This is a genomic window from Methanobrevibacter smithii ATCC 35061, from assembly GCF_000016525.1.
GTDB classification, from domain to species: Archaea; Methanobacteriota; Methanobacteria; order Methanobacteriales; family Methanobacteriaceae; genus Methanocatella; species Methanocatella smithii.
This window is the reverse complement of record NC_009515.1, coordinates 1,081,969-1,106,139: the sequence shown is the minus strand read 5'-3', so window position 1 is coordinate 1,106,139 and position 24,171 is coordinate 1,081,969. Positions and strand designations below refer to the sequence as shown.

Sequence of the window (24,171 nt, the reverse complement as noted above, 5' to 3'; positions counted from 1 at the left end):
ATTTTTTTTAAAGAAAGCTATCGCTAAGGTTTAGTAAAATTAGTAAAAAAATACGGACTTGGAGGGATTTGAACCCTCGATCTTAAGATTAGGAGTCTTACGCCCTTCCAGACTAGGCTACAAGCCCATGTTAAAATAATATTTGTTAATAAATTTTGTATTTTTAAAAAAAGATTTTATAAGAAATACGGACCCGCCGGGATTTGAACCCGGGGTCTTCGGATTAGAAGTCCGACGCCCTATCCAGCTAGGCTACGGGCCCTTATATACAACAATACTAAATTTTGTATGTTTTAGTATTTATAGTTAACTATATTGGAAATTATTATTTTAAATTTGAAAATTTTTAAAAAATAAAATAAAAAGAATAATTTAATTTTTAGTAACCTCAGCAGTATTGGCATTCACTGCCATACTATCTACAGTGTTACCGTTTTGATCATAAATCGGAACATACCAAAGAGTTCTGTCTGCAGATAATACTGGGGTTCCTGCATACCATCCAGATTGCTCAATATGCTGATTAGCTATGTCTCTTGCTTCACTTTGAGTTATTTTTGTAGTTGGGGTATGAGGGTTACCACCTCCGGATCCAGAACCTGAGCCTGAGCCGGAACCTGATCCAGAACCTGAGCCGGAACCTGATCCAGAACCTGAGCCGGAACCTGATCCAGAACCTGAGCCTGAGCCGGAACCTGAACTAACTCCACTTCCACTTCCTGCTCCAGTTCCTCCACTTCCATGACTGCTGGTACTTGGGGAATCATGGTGTGTTGTGTTGTTTCCAATACCGTTGCCAGAATCACCACTACCAGAGTCTAAACTATTTAAATTACTGAAAATTGGATTTTCACTATTGGTTATTCCATAAGCGGCAACTCCAGCAGCAATACATATAACAATTATGATAGAAATTATTATATTTGATTTATCCAAGGTATTACCTCCATTTTAATTAATAAAATTGTAATTAAATTTTGATTAATAGTACATTGTATGTACTATTTTTTTACAATAATATTATATTAGGTTAATTTAACTTATAAATTTAATCCATGTATTAATTATCGTAGATTAGTTAATAAAATTAATATTATATTATTTATAGTTTTCTATTTGTAATTTAAACTATATTATATATAGAATATTGGTTATAAATATTAAATGTTAGTTTCTAATTTTTTTTGAAAAGAGAGGTGACACATTTGAAAGACAGAATAGTTATATCCCCAACATCTCGTCAAGAGGGCCATGCCGAACTTGTCATGGAAGTCGATGATGAAGGGATTGTTACAAAAGGTAGATATTTAAGTATCACTCCAGTTAGGGGTTTAGAAAAAATGGTTGCAGGTAAAAATCCTGAAACAGCTCCTGTTTTATGTCAAAGGATTTGTGGTGTCTGCCCAATACCACATACTTTAGCTTCTGTAGAAGCTATCGACCATTCATTAGATATCGAAGTTCCTAAAGCAGGAAAATTATTAAGACAGGCTACTTTAGCTGCACATGGTGTTAACAGTGCTGCAATTCACCATTTTTTAATTGCACCTGACTTTGTACCTGAAGAAGATTTCACTACTGCAGTTAAAAGTGTATCTGCTGTTAGGAAAAATGTACAGTATGTAGTTGATATGCTTGCTGGTGAAGGTATTCACCCATCTGATATTAGAGTAGGTGGTATGGCTAGAAACATTACTTCAGCTACAAAAGATAAATTGATTGATAGGTTAAAAGCTTTTAAACCGGATATGGAAAAACATGTGGAATTAATGAAATCTTTCATTGCTGCAAGAGAACTTCCTGAAGGTTTAGGAGTTGTAGATGCACCACTTTTAGCATCTAGTGCATCATACGGTAATCTCGATGAATTTGATTATGATAATTTCTCAGAAGTTTTACCTGAAGCTTGGTATGATGATCCGGAAATAGGTAAAAAAGCATGTACCACCATTCCTTTAATCAATGGTAAAAACGTTGAAACAGGTCCTAGGGCAAGAATGGATAAATTCAACGGATTTAAAGATAAAGGTGTAGTTGCTCAACATGTAGCTAGAGCTGAAGAAATGTTAAATAATTATAATTTAACTATTGATCTTCTTGAACAAATTGATACTTCCGCTCCAGCTAGAGCAGATTATGATGACAGAGGAACTGGTAAATTAGGTATTGGTGTAATTGAAGGACCTAGGGGTACTAATGTACACATGGCTAATGTTAAAGATAGTAAAATCCAATTCTATTCAGCTATTGTACCAACTACTTGGAATATTCCAACAATGGGACCAGCTACTGAAGGTTTCCATCATAAATATGGTGCAGATGTTATCAGAGCTTACGACCCATGTTTATCATGTGCAACTCACGTAATGGTAGTTGATGATGAGGATAAAAGTATACTTAAAAACGATATGGTGAGAATATAAGGAGCTAGGAGGAAATTATATGCCTTATCATGCAGAGACAATCGTAGTGGGATGCGGAAATATTTTATTTAAAGATGATGGTTTTGGACCATTTGTTATTCATAAATTAGAAGAATATTTCGAAGACAAAGAGATGCCTGACGAAGTTATGTTTATTGATGCTGGAACCGGAGCAACACACTTTATTTTTTCTCTTCCTGATGAATATTGGAAAAAAGTTATTGTAATTGATGTTGTTGAGTTTGATGCAGAACCAGGGACTGTTAAAATATTTAGCCCTTATGACATGCCTAGAGGAAAATATGAAAATGTTCATTCCTGGCCTGTTGAAGAGCCTCTTCACGAGCTTGCTAAAGATTGTGAGGTGATTATTGTTGGATGCAAACCTCAAGAGATTTCCTCTCCTGATGTTGAAATGGGTTTAACTGAACCTGTTGAAAAGGCAATTCCTGAAGCTATGGATATTATTTTAAAAGAAATCGGGGTAAAATAATGTTTGATAAAATTAGAAAAGCTTTTGGTGGTTCTGAAAAACCTAAAGCAGAAACCAAACAAAAAATAGAATCTGCTCCTGAAGTTGAAGAAACAGCAGCTCCTGTAGCAGAAACCAAACAAGAAACAGCAACCAACAAACCACGTATAGGTTACATTCACTTAAGTGGTTGTACTGGAGATGGTATGTCCTTAACTGAAAACTATGACATTTTAGATGTTGTACTTACAGAGATGGTAGATATTGTATATGGTCAAACTTTAGTTGACTTATGGGAAATGCCAGAAATGGACTTATGTTTAATTGAAGGTTCTGTATGTTTACAAGATGAACACAGTGTACACGAACTTTTAGAAGCTAGAGAAAAATCTGCATTAATTTGTGCATTTGGTTCTTGTGCTTTAAACGGTTGTTTCACAACTTATGCTCGTGGTGGACAACAAGCTCAACCTAAACATGAATCTTTCTTACCAATCAGCTCATTAGTAAAAGTGGATGTAGCACTTCCAGGTTGTCCAGTAGCTCCTGAAATGATTGCAAAAACTGTTGTAGCATTATGTAATGGAGATATGGAATACTTACAACCTGCACTTGATTTAGCAGCTTGTTCTAATGCATGCGGTTGTGATTTATTAAACAACATTATCCGTCAAGGATTATGTAGTGGTTGTGGAAGTTGTGCTCTTGCATGTCAAACTAGAGCTATAGATATGGTTGAAGGCAGACCAACTATTAATACTGACAGATGTATTAAATGTGGTTCTTGTTACACAATGTGTCCAAGATCATGGTTACCTTTAACACAAATTAAAAAGGATACAGGACTTTAGGAGGAGTTGATTATGGTATTAGGTACTTACAAAGAAGCTGTAGCAGCTAGATCCACTGATAAAAGAATTCAGGAAGTAGCTCAAGACGGTGGTATTGCTTCTGCATTACTTATTTATGCATTAGAAAATAATATTATTGAAGGTGCTGTTGTAGCTGGAGACCCAGGTGATGACTGGGTTCCTATTCCAGAAATAGCTACTACCGCTGATGAAATTCTTTCAGCTGCTGGAACTAAATATTCAATGTCTCCTAATGTATGGGGAATAAAAGAAGCAGCACGTCAACATGGTATTGAATCAATCGGAACTGTTGTTACTCCTTGTCAAATGCAAGGTATTAGAAAAATGCAGGCATATCCATTCTCTACAAGATTCATCGCTGATAAAATTAAATTATTAGTCGGTATCTTTTGTATGGAAAACTTCCCAATGGCTTCATTAGATACTTTTACTAAAGGTTTAATGGATGTTGATTTGGATAAAGTAACAAAAATGGATATTGGAAAAGGAAAATTCTGGATATACACTGAAGGCAGTGATGAACCTCAAGGTATTCCGATTAAAGCTACTCACGGATATGAACAAGCAGGATGTAATATCTGTAATGATTATGTCTGTGAATTTGCAGATATTTCAACCGGATCTGTTGGTGCTCCTGACGGATGGTCTACTGTATTAACCAGAACTGATGCTGGAGCAGATATTTTCTCAGCTGCAGTGGATGCTGGTTTAATTGAAACAAAACCTATGGATGATGTAAAACCTGGTCTTGGTTTACTTGAAAAATTAGCTAAAGGTAAAAAAGACAAAGGTAAAAAAGAAATAGAAAGAAGAGCAAAAATGGGAGTTATGACTCCTACTTATTACTAAATCTTCTTTTTATTTTTTATTTTTTTTATAAGGTTGTAACTGTACAGCCTTCTTTTTCAACAATTACTGTGTGTTCTTTTTGACTTACAAGACATCCTGTTTTTTCTTTAAGTGGATGGTATGGATAAATTGCCATTGCTTCTGATAATTGTTTTAAAGACACGTTCAGTCTGTTTTCTTTAAATTCTTTTGTTAACCATCTTCCGGAAAATGGTAAATAAGGGTAGTTATGTTTAATATTAGTTAATACGTTTTTAGTGTGTTTTAATCTAAATGGTTTGTTAGCTAAAAAAGAATAAATGTATGTTCCAGGAGCATCATTTACGAATCCAATTCCGTCAGTTGCAAATGGTTCAATAGCTACTGCCTGACCCTCTTCAAGGACAGTTTCATCATGGTTGTCTATATTCGGAACTGAAATCCCTGCATGCAGATTGTATTGTTCTAGGCTGTGTCCTGTAAGATTAGCTATTGGATTTAATTTATATTCGTTTATGGCTTCTTCAACAGCAGCACCAATTTCTCCTACAGTTACTCCTGCTCTAACAGTACTTATGGCTGCATCCAGTCCTGCTGCAGATGCTTCAATAATATCCTGCCTTAAATTTATTTCGTCCTGGGTAAAACGTTCATCTAAATTTTTCCCAGGTGCCATTACTGTAATAGCTGAATCTGCAATATAACCGTCAATTTCTGTACCTAAGTCTAATTTAACTAAATCTCCAGCATAAATCATTGTTTCATCGTTTAATGGAGAAGTATAATGTGCAGCTACTTCATTTATTGATACATTGCATGGAAATGAAATTCCTGCTCCCTGTTTAATGGTTTCATTTTCTACAAATTCAACTAAATCGAGTACTAATGTTCCTTCTTTAATCATTTTTGAGGCTTCTTTTCTTATTTGGGAAAGAATTTTACCTGCTTTTAAATAAGAATCAATCATCTTAACAAACCTTTTTTTAATTATAATAATATTTATATACTTTATTTTATATTAATTATTAATATACTAAATTAATATGGAGGCAATTATGGATATTCCAACAATACCTGACCAACTTTTTATTTTGATTATATTGGTTATAATAGCTTTTGTTGTGATTATTGTTGCTGTTCAATGGAAGAGTGTTGCTAAATCTAAAACTTCTATAGTACTTCTTGAAAAAGAAATAGAACTTAAGAAGATGTCAATGATTGAAAAAGATATTGAATCTAAACGTTTAATGGATAATCCAATTCCATTACCTCAAGAGCAACAAGACAGCCTTTCAGCTATAAGACAATCAACAACACAAGTAAGAAGTGAAGTTGGTTACTTGCACAGTGAAATTAATGAACGTTTAGCTCGCCTAGAAGCACAGACTGAACAGAAAAAATTAGAAAAAATGCTTAAAGAAATCGAAGCTAAAGAAGCTAAACTCAAAAAACAATAAGGTGATATTATGGGTCCTATTGATGTTGTTGCAATTGTAATTTTAATAGTAGCTATTTTAGTTTTAGTTTATTACTATTTACAAAATAATCCCGCATCTGTTCAGAAATTACGTAATTATGTTCCAGCTACTGCAGATCCGCATATGGGTGAAATATTGCAAAATGATTCTGACTATGATGATTTGTCTAGAGAAAAAGACACAGTTGAAGAGTCTAAAGAAGAATCAATGAGTAAAAGAATTAAAATTAAATTAAGTGATATTGATATGTCTGGATTAAATACTGATGCTTTTTCTAATAAAATCGATGCTTTTTTAGATGAAAAAAGCGAAGAATTAATTCAAAGCTGGTCTTTAGCTACTACTAATGATTTAAAAGACCTTGAAGACAGATTTGATAAAACCACTCAATCTGTTGATGATTTAGAAAAAAGCTTTAAAAAATTCAAAAAATCTTCTAAAGCTTTCCAAAAAGAGACTGAGGAAAAATTAGAAGAAATTGATAAAAGAATTAAAAGTTTAGAGGATAATTAATAATTATCTTCATTTTATTTTTATAGAAACATTTATATAGTGTGTTTCATATATTATATATTGTAGTTTTAAATTACTATCTTTTTATTCGTATAGCAGGGTGGGGTAGTCTGGTGATCCCGCGGGGCTCATAACCCCGAGATCCCTAGTTCAAATCTAGGCCCTGCTACTTTTTATAAATATGGCAAGTTAAAGACAGCTGTTGGTTTTTTAACTAAGGAAACTCCGCCCATCGTTACAGACTATGGCGTTGAAAAACGTATACTGAGAGGTATGACTCTGGAGCAGAAACGACACGTCTTTTAATGGTTGACTATGATATTTAATTGAGGACATTGAAAGAATCGGTGAAACGGCCATTCCATAGGATGCAAGAACAAAAAATGCTGATGACTACTGTAAGAGGCAAAAGTAGTTCGCTAAGATGAATGCTGTTAAACAGAAGGTGGGTTACTCTTAACATGCCATTAATATTTATTTTTAGTTTTTTTTATTTGGATGAAATTTGATTTAATCTTTTTTTAGCTATTTTTTATTTTATGTATGAATTATTAACATTTTTTAATAATCTTTAAGATAATTTATAAATTAATTTTCATTTTATTGTTTTTTAGTTATTCAAAACTTTAGCAAGTTTTATATATTGTAAAGTATTATTTACAATTATAGTAATTTATAATAATATTGCTATACTTTTAAAATAATTAATTGGAACAGGGGGTGAAAAGATTAAAAGGTTAAATAAAAGTGCATTTATTATTTTTTGTCTATTATTAATGTTTATTATGACAATGGGCATAGTATCTGCGCAGGATGTTTCTAACAACGAAACAATAGTTAGTAATGATGTTCTAGGGGATGTTATAGGTGTTAGTGTAGATGAAGTTAGCAATATTTATTATACTGATGTAATTTCTGCTAATGCTGGAGACAGTAGTATTGATATTCATACTAAGGATTCTTATAATCCAACTACAAAAACCTGGGTTGAAGACGGAGTGGATTTGGCAGGTGTTAATATTACAGTTTTGGATTCATCAAATAATCTAGTATTTGCTGGTAAAACTGGTGCTGGGGGTGCTTATTCAATTGGTAATTTAGCTGCTGGCAATTATAAAGTTCAACTTAGCTATTCTACTTATGAGACTCACACAGAAAATGTAAATCTTGGAAGTCATTCTTCTGTTTTAGTTAATTACATGTTTGTTCCAGATATTATGCTTTTAGTATCTTATGAATCACACTCAGAAAAAGTAGACTATTTAATGAGTTTATCTAAAAGGGTTGCATATATAAGTACAACTGACTATGACAAGACTAGAGAATGGTTATTAGAGTATGCTAACTTCGTGCATGTTGATATGTTTGCTGAAGGTTCATATAGTCTTTTTACTTCTCAGGTGTTAAAGAATTTGTTAAGCTCTTCACCAGCTAATGCAAAATATAATGTTGCTTATACTTTTGGTGTTTATAATGATGAAATAATTAAGAATATAGGTATTCATTTTGTAGGAGCAAGTGCAGCAGATAATTCTTACAATACTGTTGAAAATACATATATAGGTTCTTATTTCCAGGCTCAGGATATTAATAATTCTGATGTTTTAAAATCAAACATGGAAAATTACTTGAAATATGTTTATTATTTAATTAATCCTCAAAAATACACAAATCCTACACTTCAGGAAGGTGGGGCTCCCCAATTAAGTCCTGAATGCGGTATTTACCATCCGGATTTTGGAATGTTTTCTGTAGTTCCAAAAGCCAGTGAAATTAATCAGTGGATTCTATCACATCCTGGATATAATGATGATAAAAAGGGAAGTTTAAATTGGATGACTGGAGAATATGAGCAGTGGATGAAAACTGAATTGAATCCTGCAGAATTGTTCAGACAATTTGAAAACAAATATATGAATATGAAAAATCCTGAAACCAAATTCATAGCTATTGCTTCTTACTACTGTGGTGGAAGTGTTGTGGATGCTTTGATTAGAACTTATGAAGCAAATGGTAGATCTGCTTTTAATATATTTAAAACAGGTATTACTCCATCAATGTCTTCAATTTTATTAACTCTTACTCAAACTTCTCAAATTGGTATATCAGCTATAGCTTCATTATACAGCTGGTCTCTAGATTATGGTAAAGGATCTGCTGAAGATGATTTGGTTAAAATTAATTTAACTGTTGTTAAAGGTTTGGTGGATATTTCTCAAACCAGTTTTGACAGTGAGCTTGGTGCTCAAATGGAGTGGACATTTTCAGTTTCTATTCCTAGCTTTGAAGGAGTCTTTGGTCCTGTTATTTTATCATATAAAGATAATATGGGTAAAGTACATGTTGTGCAGTCAGGTATAGAAAAAATGGTCAAAATGACTACTGGATGGGCAGATTTAAAAGATATGGATAATTCTTCCAAAGTTGTGTCAGTTGTTTTGTACAATTATCCGCCGGGTAAAGCAGAAATTGGTGCATCTTATTTAGATGTTTTCCAAAGTGCTCATGATATACTTGAGCATTTAGCTGATGCGGGATATGATATTGGAATGGATAAGTCCGACATTCCGTCTGTTGATGATTTGTCTGATTTAATAATTGAAATGGGTAACAAAGGTACCTGGGCTCAAGGTTTGTTAAATCAGTATGTTGAAAAATATTGGAATCAGTTAATGGAACATCATCAGTTGATTACATTAGATGAGTTTTATAACTTGACTAAAGATATGAATCAAACATTGTATAAGCAAATGGTTGACCGTTGGGGTGCAGGTCTTGGAGAAATAATGGTATATAATAAGACATATATTGTAATTCCAGGAATGTGGTTTGGTAAGGTATTCATCACTTTCCAACCAAGTAGAGGTTGGGAGGAGATTCAAAATTATCACGATTTGACATTGCCGCCTCATCAGCAATATGTTACCTTTTATAAATGGTTAGATAAGACTATTGGTTGTGATGCAATTATTAATTTAGGTACTCACGGTACTGTAGAGTGGTTACCTGGTAGAAATATTGGTGTTCATGAAGGTGACTGGACATTTGAGTTAACATTAACTCCTACTATATATCCATATATTGTATCAAACCCTGGGGAAGCTATGGTAGCTAGAGATAGGATAGGTTCTATGATGATCACTCATATGACTCCTGCAATGGTAATTTCAGAGTTATATGGTAATTATACTACATTATCCAATTACATCGACCACTATAATGAACAAGTAAAAAATAATGTTTCAGCTAATGCAGAGGCTTATAAAAAGTTAATTTTAGAATTAGCTCCTACTTTAGGTTTTGACAAACCTGCTGATGGTCAAAAATTTGATGATTGGCTTGAAGGATTACATAATTACTTGGATAGTATGGCAGAAGATTTCAATACTTTCGGTTTACATACTCTTGGTAAAGTTTTAAATGGAACTGAACTTGTTGAAGAAGTTATTACAATAACAACTTCAAGAACTGATGTATATACTCAAATATTGCATCATATTTATCCAGAATTAAAAAATAAGGATTACTATGATGATATTAAAGGTGACCGTCAGTATGAAGGTCAAAAATTAGTTGTAATTAACTGGTTCAGGTCATTTGTTGAAAATCTTGTAAATGGTACAGCTAGTGTTGATAAATTAGCTGAAATGGATGAGTTTAAAGTTTATAACAAATCTTCTGGCTTATATGAATCATTAGTATTTGCTTCAAAAGTAATTTCTCAAATACAAAACAATAATGAATGGAATGCATTGTTAGCAGCATTATCTGGTAGTTATACTACTGCAGGTTTGTTTGCAGATCCTGCTTATAGTGATTCAATACCTACCGGACATATTGGTCACAGTTCTGATGCTTCAAAAATGCCTTCTAAAGCAGCTTATGAGTCTGCAGTAAATGTTGTAGATTTGCTTCTTGCAAATTATTATGAAGAACATGGAAGCTGGCCTGAACTTACTGCTTTAATATTGTGGGGTACTGAAATATTAAGGACTGAAGGTATTGGTGTTGCAGAATTTATGTATTTCCTCGGCTGTAAACCGACATGGTCCAGATCTGGAGACATTACTGGTGTTGAGTTAATTCCAATTAATAATTTAACTGTAAAATTAAGTAATGGTTCAGTGGTAAACAGACCTAGAGTTGATGTATTTGCAAGTATGGTTACAAGTAATACTAATTGGATTAAATTAATGTTAACAGCTGTTAGTTTAGCTTTAAATTCCACTGATGATGATGTTTCAAACAACTTCCTGAAAAAGCATTATGCTGAAAATCCGATGACTGATAGGTTATTTGGTCTTCCTGGTGCTGTTTTGGAAGGTACTGGTATGAATTCTCTTATACCAAATACTGCAAACTGGAATATCACTACAATTAATTCGGATTTAGCGGATATTTATCTTAGCAGAGTATCTTATTCCTGGACTCTTGATGAACATGGTAATATCGTAATTAACAACGAAAGGAAAAACTATGAATACTTGCTTGGTAAAGTTGATTTGATTACTCAAAACTTTGATAGTACTTGGAGATTCTTCGATTCTGATGATTACTATGATTGGTTTGGTGGTTTATACAATGCAGCTAAACAGTTAGGTGCTAAACCTGACACTGCATTTGTAGATATAAGGAATAAAAATGACTATATTAGTAGAACTTACGATGAAGAGCTTGAATTTGAAATTCGTAGTAAAATATTAAATCCATTATATTATAATGCATTATTCAGTACACGTGCAGGTTCATTATCCTATGCTGCTCAAATGCAAAATTTATATGGTGGTTTGATTGTAGCTAATAAGAATTTAAACACTCAATTAGGTAATGAAATAGCTAATACTTATTTGGGTCTTGCAAGTGGTGTAGGTAATGTTGCTCAAGCAGCTGCTTGGCAATCTATGGCTGCATGGATGATGTATTTAAATTATCAAGGTAAATGGGATGCTAGTCCAGACATGGTGACTAAATTAGCAGATAATATGATTCAAATGGCTATTCAGTATGGTGTTGCTTGTTGTCACCACACATGTAAGAATTTGGATTTCAACATGAAACTTATACAGTCTAGTTCATTATCTTCTGCTGATAAAGCTAAGTATTCTCAAATATTGGCTCAAGCTACATTAACTGATCCTCTTTACAAAGATGACAGTAGCTCTGATAGTTCTAATCCTGATGATTCAAATGGAGATACTTCAGATACTGATGATAATAATAATGACCAAGTCTTGGTAAATGGAACTACTAATAATGATCAAAGTGGCAGTGGTGAAGCTGGTGGGGCAACTGCGGCGGGATTAGATACTTCTGTTGATCCGGCTGATGCAAAAATTGCATCACCTCAATCTAAAGATGCTTCTTCACAATCAGATTCATCTAAAGGTCAATCTGGAGCTACTGCTCATGAAATTTCTAAAAGTTCTGCATCTAAATCTGCAGCTGGTCAATCAAGTACTCCTGTTGTACTTATTATTGCAGTAATCTGTTTGATTGCAATATTTGTCGTCGGGTATGCTAGAAACAAACACGAAAACGATGAAGATGATTATTAAATCATTCTTCATTTAATTTCTTTTTTTATAGTAATTTTTAAATATTTTCCCTTACCATAACTTTAATTATAATGTATTTTTTGCAAGGTATACTTTATTGAACTTTGCTTAAATTATATTTAATATAATTAATGATGTGATATAAAATGGTAAAAAATATTAAATTTTCTTTAATTTTATTATTATTGATTTTTGTATCTCTCGGAGCAGTTAGTGCTGCTGAAGATGTTAATGCAACAGTTGATGATAATATAATTTCAGATAGTATGGTATCTTATGAGCCAGTTAGTTATAATTACTATTCTGATAGTGGTGTTATAGCTGCACCTGCGTCTCATACAGTAAGTTCATCTAATTATGGTACTTATTTTGACGAGAATGGTACTCTCAAATCATCTTCTGTTAATTCTGGAGATACTATGAGTTTGGATGGAACTTTCAGTGATAAAAAATTTATTTTAAATAAACCTTTAAATGTTGTAGGTACATCAACTAATAAAATGCAGGATTGTACTGTGGTTCTTTTAAAAGAATCCTCTGGAAGTAGCGTATCTAACTTAAATATTGCAAATAAAGGTACTGATATTCAGGGAATATTCCTTAATGAGGCTACCAAATGTAATATTTTCAATAATAAAATAAACAATTCCGGTCCAAGTTCTTTCCCTATTGCTTTAAATCCGGGTTCTAGTTATAATAATATTACAAACAATGTATTAGCTACTTATGGAGCAACTTATGGGCATGGTTCCAGGTCTACTTCTTTAATTGTACTTGGTGGTGCTCATTACAATTACATAGCTGATAATTATTTATACACTGATGATGCAAATGGAATTTATTTGTCCAGTTATGGTGGGGGAGCTTTTGTTGGAGCTATATCTAATTATAATGTTATTTTCAACAATACTATAAAAGCAACTGTTCTTCCAACTTCCTGGAATTATGCTATCCAGCTTATGGGAAATTATAACAATGCAAGTTCCAATACTATCATCGGTAATTACAGATCCATTTCTTCTACTGGTGTAGGTACTATTGTAACTGATAATAAAATTATCAATGCTACAGGTAAAGATTTCAACACTAATGAAACTGTAGGTGGGGACTATGCAATTGCTGTAGGTAATTCCTCTTTAGTTTCCAATAATATAATTCAAAATGCATTACTTATGGGTGCTGGAATTCTTGCAGGAGATTATTCCAATGTAACTGATAATGTTGTTGACATTCATGGTAACGGTTATGGAATTCAGGCAGAAGGTAATTATATTTCAATTAAAAATAATAATGTAACTACCAATACTTCTGCAGGTATTTTTCAAATGGGTAAATATGATTATTTAACTGTTACAAATAATAATATAGTTTCCAATACTGGTGTTGGTGTTTTACTTAAAAAAGTGTCCAGCACTAAATTCCCTGCAAATATTGTTATTACAGGTAATGACATAACTACCACTAATAAATATGCAATTGATGCTGCTGAAGCAGATAAAGATACTTACACAATTTCAAACAACAAATGTCATGGTTCTTTAATATTAACTCCTGAAGGAGCTGTAGATCCATCAAAACCGGTGTATGTTTTTAATGGTACAATTTACACAGTTACGGAAAGTAATTATTCTAGTTTCTTTGATGAAAACGGTAATTTAAATTCAGCTATTAAAATGAGAGATACTTTAAACTTTGTTGGAAACTTTAACAATAAAATAATGCTTATTACTGAAGGTATTAAAATCCTTGGTAAAAATGCTGTTTTTACTGATTCAATGTTTAAAGTAACTACAAATCATGTATGGATTGAAAATGTAACTATCATTAATAAAAACTCTTCTTCTTTAAATAGATGGGGAGTTAATGTAGTTGATACTAATCAGGTAATGATATTAAACAATAATATTAGTGTTGTTGATCCGAATGCAGCATATGCTATTTATATTTACAGATCAGGTAATGTTGAAGTGGTAAATAACACTCTTTACTCTCACGGTAATTATTTAACTTACACAGTTCTCGGATATGGTGCAGAAAATTGTGCTATTTCTGGAAACGTAATTAATACTTTAGGAACTGGTGAATTACATTTATATGAAGCTTCAAAATGTATTGACGGTAAAAATGATGTTAAAGAAATTTTCAGAACCTATGGTATTTTAATGATTTATTCTTCTGACAATGAAGTATTAAACAATAATGTAACTGTTAAATCTTTAGTAAATCAACCTAGAGCTACTGTTAATGGTAATTTTTCCACTAATTCATTAGTAGGTATTGATTTCTACTTTGATTCAAGTAACAATATTATTTCTGGAAACAATATTCATGTTGAAGGAAAAGACAATTATTTATATGGTATGGGCGTAATTGGATCTGAAACCGGTTCAGGATCTTCTAAATATTCTTCAAATAATAAATTCGTTGACAATAATGTGGAAGTTATCGGAAATTATTTTGCAACAGGTATTATAGCAGGTTATAATTCAAAAAATAATTTAATTAAAGATAATGATGTAAAAATTTCAGCAGATAATGTAAATTATGGTATTACTTTAGAATTATCTCAATCTTCCACTATTGTAAACAATAAAGTTAATGCAGCTGCAGAAGTTATTTATGGAATGGAAGCTTATTCTTCCAACAACAATAAAATTTCCGGAAATATTATTTCTGGAACTGGAAATATGGTTTATGGATTTGCAGGTTATGCATCAAGTAATAATGTTATTTCCAATAATAAAATAACTTCCAATGGTAATGGTAAAGCAATTTCATTTAAAAATTATGATTCAATTAAAGAAGGAAATGCAGGAATTCGTTTTGTAGCTATTTCAACTGGTAATATAATAGATAATAATGAAATTGTATCTAATGTAGGTTATCCTGTAGATTTAGATACTAAATCTGTTAACAATACTATTACTAACAATTACTTGGTTGGAAAAGAAGGCAGTGGAAATGACGGTGTAAATAATAGTAAAAACAATATTGTCAACAATAATTACAAATATATCTTTGAAAATGTTGTATTTGCAGATGTAACTGTATCTTATTTAGACAATGCAACCATTAAAATAACTGCTAAACTTCCATACACCGGTGGTCTTGCAGCTCAAGCAGCATTCTACATAAACGGTGTAAAAATTGGAAGTGCTGTTTTCAATGATGGTGTCGCTACTTTAAAATATCAATTAAATGAGTCCTATGTTCCTGGATATTACTCAATTACTGCTGTTTTATCTAAAGTTAATTATAAATCAGTTAATGCAACTGCTAATTTAATTGTAACTAAAGGAAAATTAAACATTAAAGTAGATGAAGTAATTGGAAAAGCAGGTAATAAAGTTTATTTCACAGCTACTGTTAAAAATGTTTTAGGCAATGGCGTAAGTGGAATTACTGTTGAATTCTTCACTGATGGAAGATATGCTGGAAAAGCTGTAAGTGATGAAAACGGAATAGCTAAATTTGTTTATGAAATACCTAAATCTTTCACAGGATCACATCCAATATCTGCCAATGCTAGTGAAAATAATTACTACTTAGGCAGTTCTGCTACTTCAAAATTAACTATCGGAGATATGGTTTATACTGTAATTTCAGCTAAAGATGTTGTAATGTATTATAAAAACGGAACCCGTTTAGAAGGAACTCTTAAAGATTTAAACGGTAATGCAATTGCTGGAGCTGATGTAAAAATAACTATTAATGGTGTAACTTACACTAAAACCACTGATAAAGATGGTAAATTCTCAATGGGTCTTAATTTAGTAGCTGGTGAATATTCAGTTTACATCAAATTTGATTCCAATGCTAAACAGTGGGGCAGTGATGCTGAAGTAAATGTTTTAATAAAATCTACTATTTCAAGTAGGGATGTTACTAAAATGTTTAGAAACGACACTCAATATTATGCTGTATTCTATGATGGGCATGGTAATTTATTAAAAAATACTGAAGTTAAATTTAATATTAATGGTGTATGGTATACTAAAAAAACCAATGCAGTCGGTACTGCTGGTTTAAATATTCAGTTATATCCTGGCAAATACATTATTACAGCTGTTGGTCCTAATGGAGAACAGAAAGGTAACACAGTTACAGTTTTATCTTTACTTACTGAGAACCATGATCTTGTAAAATACTTTAAAAATGCATCTGCATATTCAGTTAAAGTAATTAAACAGGATGGTAGTGTTGCAGGAGCTGGTGAAAAAGTAACATTTAATATCAACGGTGTATTCTACACTAAAACAACTGATGCAAATGGTGTAGCTACTTTAGGAATTGGTTTACTTCCGGGAGACTATATTGTTACTGCAATATACAAAGACTGTATGGTTTCCAATAAAATTACAGTTAAAAATGTAATGTTTACTGATAATTTAGACATGAAATATAATGACGGCAGCAAATTCACAGCTACATTAATTGACGGTCAAGGTAAACCTTATGCAAATCAAAATATAACATTTAATGTTAATGGTGTATTCTATAATAAAGTAACTGACAGTAATGGTATTGCTTCTTTAGGTATCAGATTATTGTCCGGTAAATATATTATTACTTCTATCTGGGAGAATTTACAAATTGGAAACACTATTACTATTAGACAATAAGTAAATAACTTTTATTTACTTACTTTTTTCTTTTTTTGAATATTATTAATATTTTTTAATTGTTTAATTGGCTCTTTCAAAAACTTGTGTGATTTTTTTCTTTTTCATTGTTTAAATTCCAATAATTTAGTTTTAGCATGAATCTGGCTAGAAGTCCTTGTTCTATTTTCATTGTTCTTTTTATGTGTTTTGGGAATACTTTTTGGAAGATATTTTCGATTTTATTGTTTGTTGATGGGATGTTCGTGTTTTCCAGGTGTGTCGTTAATTTTTTGAAGTAAGGAATGATGAATTTCCAAAGAATTTTGTTTGTGAACTTGTTTTTTGTATATTTTTTGTTTATTAATTCGTTTCTAAGTTCTTTAGCAGTATTTAAGTCTTTTGCATCCAATATTTTATAAATGTCCTGTTTTAAACAATTTAATATGTCTTTTTCGTCTTCAGATAATGGATTTTTGTCAAAGTAATCTTTAAATCTTTTGTTTACTGCTTGTTTCACGTGAAATTTGCAGAAATGGTGTTTTACTTTTAATTTATCGATGGCTTCACGATATTCGTGTTTTAAGTCTGTGCCTATTGATATTTTTTTCTGATTTCTTAGAGATTCGTTTAAAAATTGATAAATGGTCTTAGAATCTTCTGATTCGACCAATTTAACGGAAACGAGAGTATTCAATTTAACGTCGAATAAGGCTAAAATATAGTTCCATTCACCATTAATTTTAACCCAAAGACTATCAAATAAGTAATATCTAGAATAAGTCCAATTATCATAGTTAAATTGATAATTAGAGTTCAATAAGATGTTTTCAATGCTTTGATGTGAGATTTCAATGTTATGTTGTTGTTTTAAATCAAATCGTATTTTATGGAGCCCTGCTCCATAAATTTGATATAAATTCTCAATACATTCAATAACAGGCAATGTAATATTTGAATTAGAATAAACAAGAGATAATAAATCAGTATAAAAGACTTTACCGCATTTTATGCACTTATATTTTTGAATAGTGCAAATTTGTTCTCCAATTCTTAAAAAAATAAGTTTACGTTCATAAGTACCATTTTTAACAGCATTATGTGATTTACAAGATGGACAAATTGCAACTCTATTCTCAAAATGTATTTTACCTCTTTTTTCCAATCTGATAAGATTATTCTCAATATTTTCGCAACCAAATCGATAAAGATCATCAAATTGACGGAATTCAGAAAACTCAGGAACAAAATCGAAAAGTTTAAATTGTTTTGACTCCATAAATTCATATGGAGCTTTTATTTTGATACTAGACATATTAATATATTAGCTCCACTTAATATATTAATTTTACTGCTTTTAAATTAAAAATAAAGAAAAAATAGAACGAAAAAAATTCGTGACTCAAAAACTAGTGAAAATTCAAATCACACAAGTTTTTGAAAGTGACGTTTAATTAACTTTTCATCAAATTTTTATATTATTTGTTTTTATTCAGATATGCTTTTTAAAAATTGTATAAAAATTTAAATATATATCATGTCAGATATTTATAACATAGTCAATTTAATAATATTTTTATTCTATTTTGTTGGACTATAATTTTATTTAATTAATTTAAAGGGAGGTGAAAATATTAAAAAACAGGGTATGTTGATTTTGGTAATGATTTGTTGTTTTATTTTATCATTAAGTGCAGTTAGTGCAATAGATGATACTGATAATTCTACAATTGTTTTGGAACAGAATGACAACGTAATTATTAACCATGAATCTAATAATTTGGATATTGGTAATCAGGATATTGTTTTAAGCCCAATTATTGGCGGCAAAACTATTGAAATTACTCAAAATAATTATGATAATTATTTCTACAAATTCAATGGTCAAATCAAAAATGAATCAGGAATTGTAGCTGGAGATACTTTAAAAATAGGCAATATATCTGATAGAGGTTTTGTTATTGATCGTCAGTTAACTTTAATGCCTTTAGATAATACTTCTAAAATTTCAAATGGATTTATTCATTTAGTTAAAGGTAGTGATGGATCTACAGTTTCAGGACTTACAATTAACAATACTAAAGGTGCATTATCTATTAATGGAATATATGTAGGTCAGTTACATGGTATTTGGATAACTAAATCTAACAATAATACAATTGTTAACAATACAATTAGAATAGCTAATGCTGCAGGTGTTTATGCAATGCCTATGGGATGGTCTAGCTATAATAGAATTATTGGTAATGATATGAGTACTTACATTACCTGTGTAATGGTTATGGGTCAATGTCATTATAATATAATTTCTAAAAATAAATTGGAAACTCTGGATTATAATGATTTGATAGTTAGTAATCTGATTTACTTTAATCCCTTTGGACATGCAGATTATGGTGGATCACCGTTATGTTTAGGTAACGTTATTTCAGATAATTACCTTAAAGCATTTTGTAATGGAGCAATGTCTATTGTGTTACAGTTGGTTTATGAAAACCATATCAACACAACTATTGCTAATAATACTATTATTCGTGGCAGTTATGGTATTAGCTTATATTCAGATAATGCTACAGTATATAATAATACTATTATAGAAAGCAGTATTTCAGTTTCTGCAATGGGTAAGAATATATCTGTTACCTATAATAACGTAACTGGAACTAGTCAGGGTAATGGTATTTTAGTTAATGGTGAAAAAGGATATTCTGCTATTGTTGCACATAATAATGTAACATTTACAGATATTTATTGTGCTATCGGTTTAAGTAATTATACTGAAGCTTTTAACAATACTGTTAATATTAAGAATTATGGTGTAGGTATTAGTATCACTGATAATTGTTCTTATGTTCATGATAATAAAATTAAAGTTAATCATGATAATGCTATTACATTTATTGGATGTAACAATACTATTTCAAATAATATGGTTGATACTCATGCTGTAGGTATATCTGTAACTTCCACATCAAATGTCATGAGATATTATTATAATAATATTTTAAACAATGTTATTCGCAGTGAAAGTTATGGTATTTCTATTAAAGGTTTAATCTATAAAACTACCATATCAGGTAATGTAATTGAAACTAATGCTAGTGTTGGTATCTACAAAGAGATTACTGATGAACTTGCAGACAATAACTCTGACAACATGATTAATGGGGTTATTTATGATGCAACAGCTTTAGTTATTAATGATGACAATTTCTACAAATACTTTGATGAAAGAGGTTATTTGAATTATACTTTTGAAGCAAATAAGACTAAAGTAATCTTCTTTACATTCTTATCTAACAAGGATGTATTCATAACAGAAAAAATCAATATTATTAGTAATAAACAAAGCAATCTTTTATTTAATGTTACTATTTCATTAAGTGGAGATGCTAGCGGATCATTAATTCGTGATTTTAATTTCTATAATATGAATAAAGAAGCTATAGTCTTAAATGGTGTAGATGATGTTTCGTTATCTAACAATAATATTACATTAATGTTGAAGGATAAAAGTCCTGCTAATTCAGCTATTTCAGTTGTTGATGTATGCAATGGCATAATTCTAAAAAATAATAATATTTATATTAATTCAAAAGCTGCTTATGCTTATGGTATTAGTATGCCTGCTTATAATCCTATAAGATTAACTTATAATAAAGTAATGTCTTCAGGATTTAGAATTTCCGGAAATACTATTATCATGATTGGTACTGGTGTAACTGAAGCTATTTATGCTGATGTTTTAACTGAAAGTGAAATTATGGGAAATAATATTAACATTATTTCTGATGGTGCAGCTTACGGTATAGCAAGCTGTAATGTTATTGGCAGTCCCCATGATTTGAATATTTCTAATAATAATATTGTTATTCATTCTAAGGATATGGCATATCTCATCGAGTTGCATAAAAATTATAATGTCACTTTTGTGAATAATTATCTTTATGGTAATTCTAACGGTGTTTATGGTATTGGCACATATATGTCAGACAACATTTCTATTATAAACAACACTTTCAATATCTTTGGTGGTAATTTATCTAAAATTACTGAAATTCATGATATATTAGGTATTGGACAAGGGGCTATTGGATTAATTAAATTTACAAATAATACAAATATTACTGGTAATTTAATTTATGCTAATGTAACAAATCCAATATTTGTTGAGAATAATACTTCTATTGTTGAGTTAGGTGTTACTTATTATGTTATTGATGATAATAATTGCGGAATATACTTTAATGATACTATAAACTCTAAAATTATTAAAAACAATGATGTGTTGCTACTTAATAATTTAACTAAAGGTCAAACTTTAAGTATTGATATTCCAGTTAATATCACATATTATAAAGAAAATGTAAGTTCAATTGTTAACCTGATTCTTAATAGTGGTGCTTCATCAGTTAATATTACTAATTTAACTTTAATTAACTCTACATTAACATTAAACAATGTTTCTAAAGTTTATATTAAAAATAATAATTTAACAAACTCTAGTGTAATTGTTGTTGGCGGTATGGGTAATTATGTAATTAATAATAGTTTATCTGGTGGAAAAAGTAATGTAATGATTAAATTACTTGATACTTCTTCAAATCATATAATTTCTAATAATATGACTTTCAGCAATCTTGAAAATGTTGTAATTATTAAAAATTCTAAAGATAATGAAATTGCTTATAATAATATGTCAGGAATAGCTGATAAGGTTGTTTATTCTGTTGATTCTGGATATACTAACTTTAATCATAATAATTTAACTATTAGTGGCTTTTCCATATTTGGATATTATGCTTATAATTCTGCATATGATTCAATAAAATACAATGATATAATCATTACTGGAAATTCAAGCGTTACTAATCAATCAGCTGTCTTCTTTACTGGCAAATCAGTAAGTAATACTGTAGCTCATAATAACATATTTTCTTATTCATTGAAAGGAGATGATTATGCAGTTATGATTATAACTAATGAGAATTTGTTTAATAAAGTTATAAACAATTATCTTATTAGTGGTAATGGATCTAAACGTGCAAATGCAGCTGTTTATGCATTGCATGATTTGGTTATAGATAATACTCCATTTGCACTTTATGTTGCAATTGGCGGTAGTGATACTGCAGGTGATGGTAGTAAAGAGCGTCCTTATGCTTCTCTGGCTTTTGCTTTAGGTAAATCTTTAAATCATTGTGTAATTTACTTGCTTGATGGAACATTTAATGATTCTAATCTTGTTATTGATAAAAATATTACTATTTTAGCTATTAATCCGGGTAAAGTATTTATTGATGCAAATAATAGTCAGTTATTTACTATTTTAACTAATGGTACTTTAACAATAAATGGATTAATTGTATCTAATGGACATAATGTTAATGGAGGTTCATTATTTGTTAATAATGGTACTTTATACATTAATAATTCAATAATTTGCAACTCTTCTGCTTATTTTGATAATAGTAATCCTGATTTCATAAATAAAACTGTAGATGACAGAGGCAAGGAGTACTGGTATACTGTTGACTGTAAAAATACTGGATTAGGTGGAGCTATATTAAATTACGGTAATTTAGTTATTAATTTAACTGAATTATCTGGAAATTATGCTCATAGAGGTGGAGCTATAGCGGACTTTGGTAAAACTACTATTCTTTCATCAGTAATTCGTGATAATAAAGGTGTTCATGGTGGGGCTATTTACACAGATTCATCTAAATCTTTTACAATTAATAATACTGTATTTTACATGAATGTTGCAGTTCTTAATTTGGATCATTGTATGCTTGAAAGGTATTCTACCGGATGGTCTATTGATGAAGGTGTTCGTTATGAACACAGATCAGTATGTGAAGTTCCTTTAGGTACTGGTGGAGCAATATTTAACAAAAATACTGTTTTAGAAGTTGCTAATTCAATATTTGATCATAATAATGCTTATAAAGGAGGAGCTATTGGAACTATTTCAAATTATGGTGAATATTCAACATATAAACCAAAAGCTTCATTGAACTTAACTAATTGTTCTTTTACAAATAATGTGGCTAATTCCACTATTGAAGGTAATAATTCTAACTTGAATTCTTATGTTTATAGGAATTATGGTGATGGTGGAGCAATTTATGGAACATTTGATAAATTCACTCTTAAAGATTCTATTGTCCGTTATAATAAGGCAGTAGTTAATGGTGGAGCATTATCTGTTCAGGCAAATGATGGACGTATTGATGGTTGTATAATTACTGATAATCGTGCAGGAAGTAAAGGCGGTGCTTTAGACATATCTAATAACTTCCTAATTACTAATACAATTATAAGCAATAATTCTGCAAGTTATGGTGGAGCTATCAGTTACGGTTCATATGTTTACTATGGCCACACTCAGAATAATTTGAATATCTTTAATTCAACTATCTCTAATAATCTTGGTTTGGAATCAGGTGGGGCATTTTATTTAGGATCTGCTAATATGGTTATACATAATTCTAATATTGTAAATAACAAAGCACCTAAAGCTGAAAGTTTCAGTGTATATGACAGTTCACATTTATATGTTGATGCAAGGTATAATTACTGGGAATCTAATGGTAAAAAAGGAGTCCCAGATGATTCTCCTTTTAATTTAGGTGATAAAATTGTATTTAAGCCATTAGTCAGGTCAATTATTAATTGGGCTCCTACTGTAGTACCAGACAAGCCAAATGGAAATGGAACTGTTACTCCGGGAGGTAATGATAAGCCTGCTTCCGGCCCTACAGTGATTACTAAGACAAATCCTATTTGGCATACTGGTCCTCAAATTGGAGGCCAAGGTAAACCTGGTGGAAATACCGGTCCTGGTCCTTCCGGTCCTGGTGGTGGAATTCCTGGTCCTGGAAGTAATTTAGGTCCTGGCGGTGGTGGCCAATATGGTCCTAATGGTGGACCTGCTCAAGGTGGAAATCCTACTTCAAATCAGGGAGTTAATGGCAGTTCTAATGCTAATAGTTTAAGCCAAATAGATGGTGGTAATGCTAATGAAAACTTACTTACTGTAGGTTTGACTGCAAATGCAGCTTCTTCAGCTAGTGCTGGCGGATCTAGTTCATCTGATGCTGGAGAGTCTAGTTCATCCAGTTCCAGCAGTGATGATGTTAAAGCATATGAGATTGATGAAGAGGATGTAACTAAGCAATTAGACAATCCAAACACAATATTTACATTTATTGGTTTAATCATTATTCTTATAATCTGTCTGTTTATAGGTTATAAACGCAGAAAAGATAGGGAAAATGAATAATTAAACCTTCTTTTTTTCTTTTTTCTAATATTTTAGAAAGTTTTTTATACTTCTTTTTATTAAAAATAATAATATTATGGTTGATTTATAACCAAGTATAATTTAATTAAGAGGTGTTAATTATTTTTGTTAAAAAGAATG

Annotated in this window: 12 protein-coding genes, 3 tRNA genes and 1 other RNA gene; 11 read left to right on the top strand and 5 right to left on the bottom strand. The window is 30.9% G+C overall.

All coding sequences use genetic code 11. The annotated features are described in order from the left end of the window. Positions 1-53: 53 nt before the first annotated feature. The 3 genes from MSM_RS05690 to MSM_RS05680 form a co-directional block, all read right to left on the bottom strand. Positions 54-127 (bottom strand) — tRNA-Arg (locus MSM_RS05690). A gap of 61 nt (positions 128-188) precedes the next feature. Continuing rightward, a tRNA-Arg gene (locus tag MSM_RS05685) sits at positions 189-262 on the bottom strand. Between the two features lie 110 nt (positions 263-372). Next, a complete protein-coding gene (locus tag MSM_RS05680) occupies positions 373-936 on the bottom strand; it encodes a PepSY domain-containing protein (RefSeq protein WP_011954304.1) in 564 nt (187 codons plus the stop codon). A gap of 269 nt (positions 937-1,205) precedes the next feature. Here MSM_RS05680 and frhA point away from each other — a divergent pair, with 269 nt between their 5' ends. The 4 genes from frhA to frhB are packed head-to-tail and all read left to right on the top strand — an operon-like array spanning position 1,206 to position 4,616. After that, entirely contained in the window at positions 1,206-2,423 is a 1,218-nt protein-coding gene (gene frhA / locus MSM_RS05675; protein WP_011954303.1) for a coenzyme F420 hydrogenase subunit alpha, read from the top strand. A 19-nt stretch (positions 2,424-2,442) separates the two neighbouring features. After that, complete coding sequence (frhD, locus tag MSM_RS05670; protein ID WP_004032815.1) at positions 2,443-2,916, top strand: coenzyme F420-reducing hydrogenase, FrhD protein; 474 nt, start codon at positions 2,443-2,445, stop codon at positions 2,914-2,916. After that, a complete protein-coding gene (frhG, locus tag MSM_RS05665) occupies positions 2,916-3,746 on the top strand; it encodes a coenzyme F420 hydrogenase subunit gamma (RefSeq protein ID WP_004032816.1) in 831 nt (276 codons plus the stop codon). The genes frhD and frhG overlap by 1 nt, the downstream gene beginning before the upstream one ends. Positions 3,747-3,758: 12 nt before the next feature. Next, complete coding sequence (gene frhB, locus MSM_RS05660; RefSeq protein ID WP_011954302.1) at positions 3,759-4,616, top strand: coenzyme F420 hydrogenase subunit beta; 858 nt, start codon at positions 3,759-3,761, stop codon at positions 4,614-4,616. A 25-nt stretch (positions 4,617-4,641) separates the two neighbouring features. On the opposite strand, the gene map is transcribed toward frhB, so the two are convergent. After that, positions 4,642-5,562, bottom strand: a complete 921-nt coding sequence (map, locus tag MSM_RS05655) for a type II methionyl aminopeptidase (RefSeq protein ID WP_004035905.1) — start codon at positions 5,560-5,562, stop codon at positions 4,642-4,644. Between the two features lie 88 nt (positions 5,563-5,650). Between map and MSM_RS05650 the strand changes: the two genes are divergently transcribed. From MSM_RS05650 to MSM_RS05630, 6 genes are all read left to right on the top strand, one after another. Beyond that, on the top strand, positions 5,651-6,052 hold the full coding sequence (locus tag MSM_RS05650) for a membrane protein (RefSeq protein ID WP_011954301.1): 402 nt from the start codon (positions 5,651-5,653) through the stop codon (positions 6,050-6,052). Positions 6,053-6,061: 9 nt separating this feature from the next. After that, positions 6,062-6,586, top strand: coding sequence for a hypothetical protein (locus tag MSM_RS05645; protein WP_004032820.1), 525 nt, complete (start codon positions 6,062-6,064; stop codon positions 6,584-6,586). 94 nt (positions 6,587-6,680) lie between these two features. Continuing rightward, positions 6,681-6,755: transfer RNA gene (locus MSM_RS05640), tRNA-Met, on the top strand. 15 nt (positions 6,756-6,770) lie between these two features. Then, positions 6,771-7,051, top strand: an RNA gene (gene rnpB / locus MSM_RS09005) — RNase P RNA component. A 326-nt stretch (positions 7,052-7,377) separates the two neighbouring features. After that, a complete protein-coding gene (locus tag MSM_RS05635; RefSeq protein ID WP_048058684.1) occupies positions 7,378-12,141 on the top strand; it encodes a cobaltochelatase subunit CobN in 4,764 nt (1,587 codons plus the stop codon). Between the two features lie 146 nt (positions 12,142-12,287). Next, complete coding sequence (locus MSM_RS05630) at positions 12,288-16,763, top strand: right-handed parallel beta-helix repeat-containing protein (RefSeq protein ID WP_011954299.1); 4,476 nt, start codon at positions 12,288-12,290, stop codon at positions 16,761-16,763. Positions 16,764-16,839: 76 nt separating this feature from the next. On the opposite strand, the gene MSM_RS05625 is transcribed toward MSM_RS05630, so the two are convergent. Beyond that, positions 16,840-18,057: a DDE-type integrase/transposase/recombinase gene (locus tag MSM_RS05625; RefSeq protein ID WP_011954298.1), complete on the bottom strand. Its 1,218-nt coding sequence runs from the start codon at positions 18,055-18,057 to the stop codon at positions 16,840-16,842. 333 nt (positions 18,058-18,390) lie between these two features. Between MSM_RS05625 and MSM_RS05620 the strand changes: the two genes are divergently transcribed. After that, entirely contained in the window at positions 18,391-24,030 is a 5,640-nt protein-coding gene (locus MSM_RS05620; RefSeq protein WP_011954297.1) for a hypothetical protein, read from the top strand. Positions 24,031-24,171 lie beyond the last annotated feature (141 nt).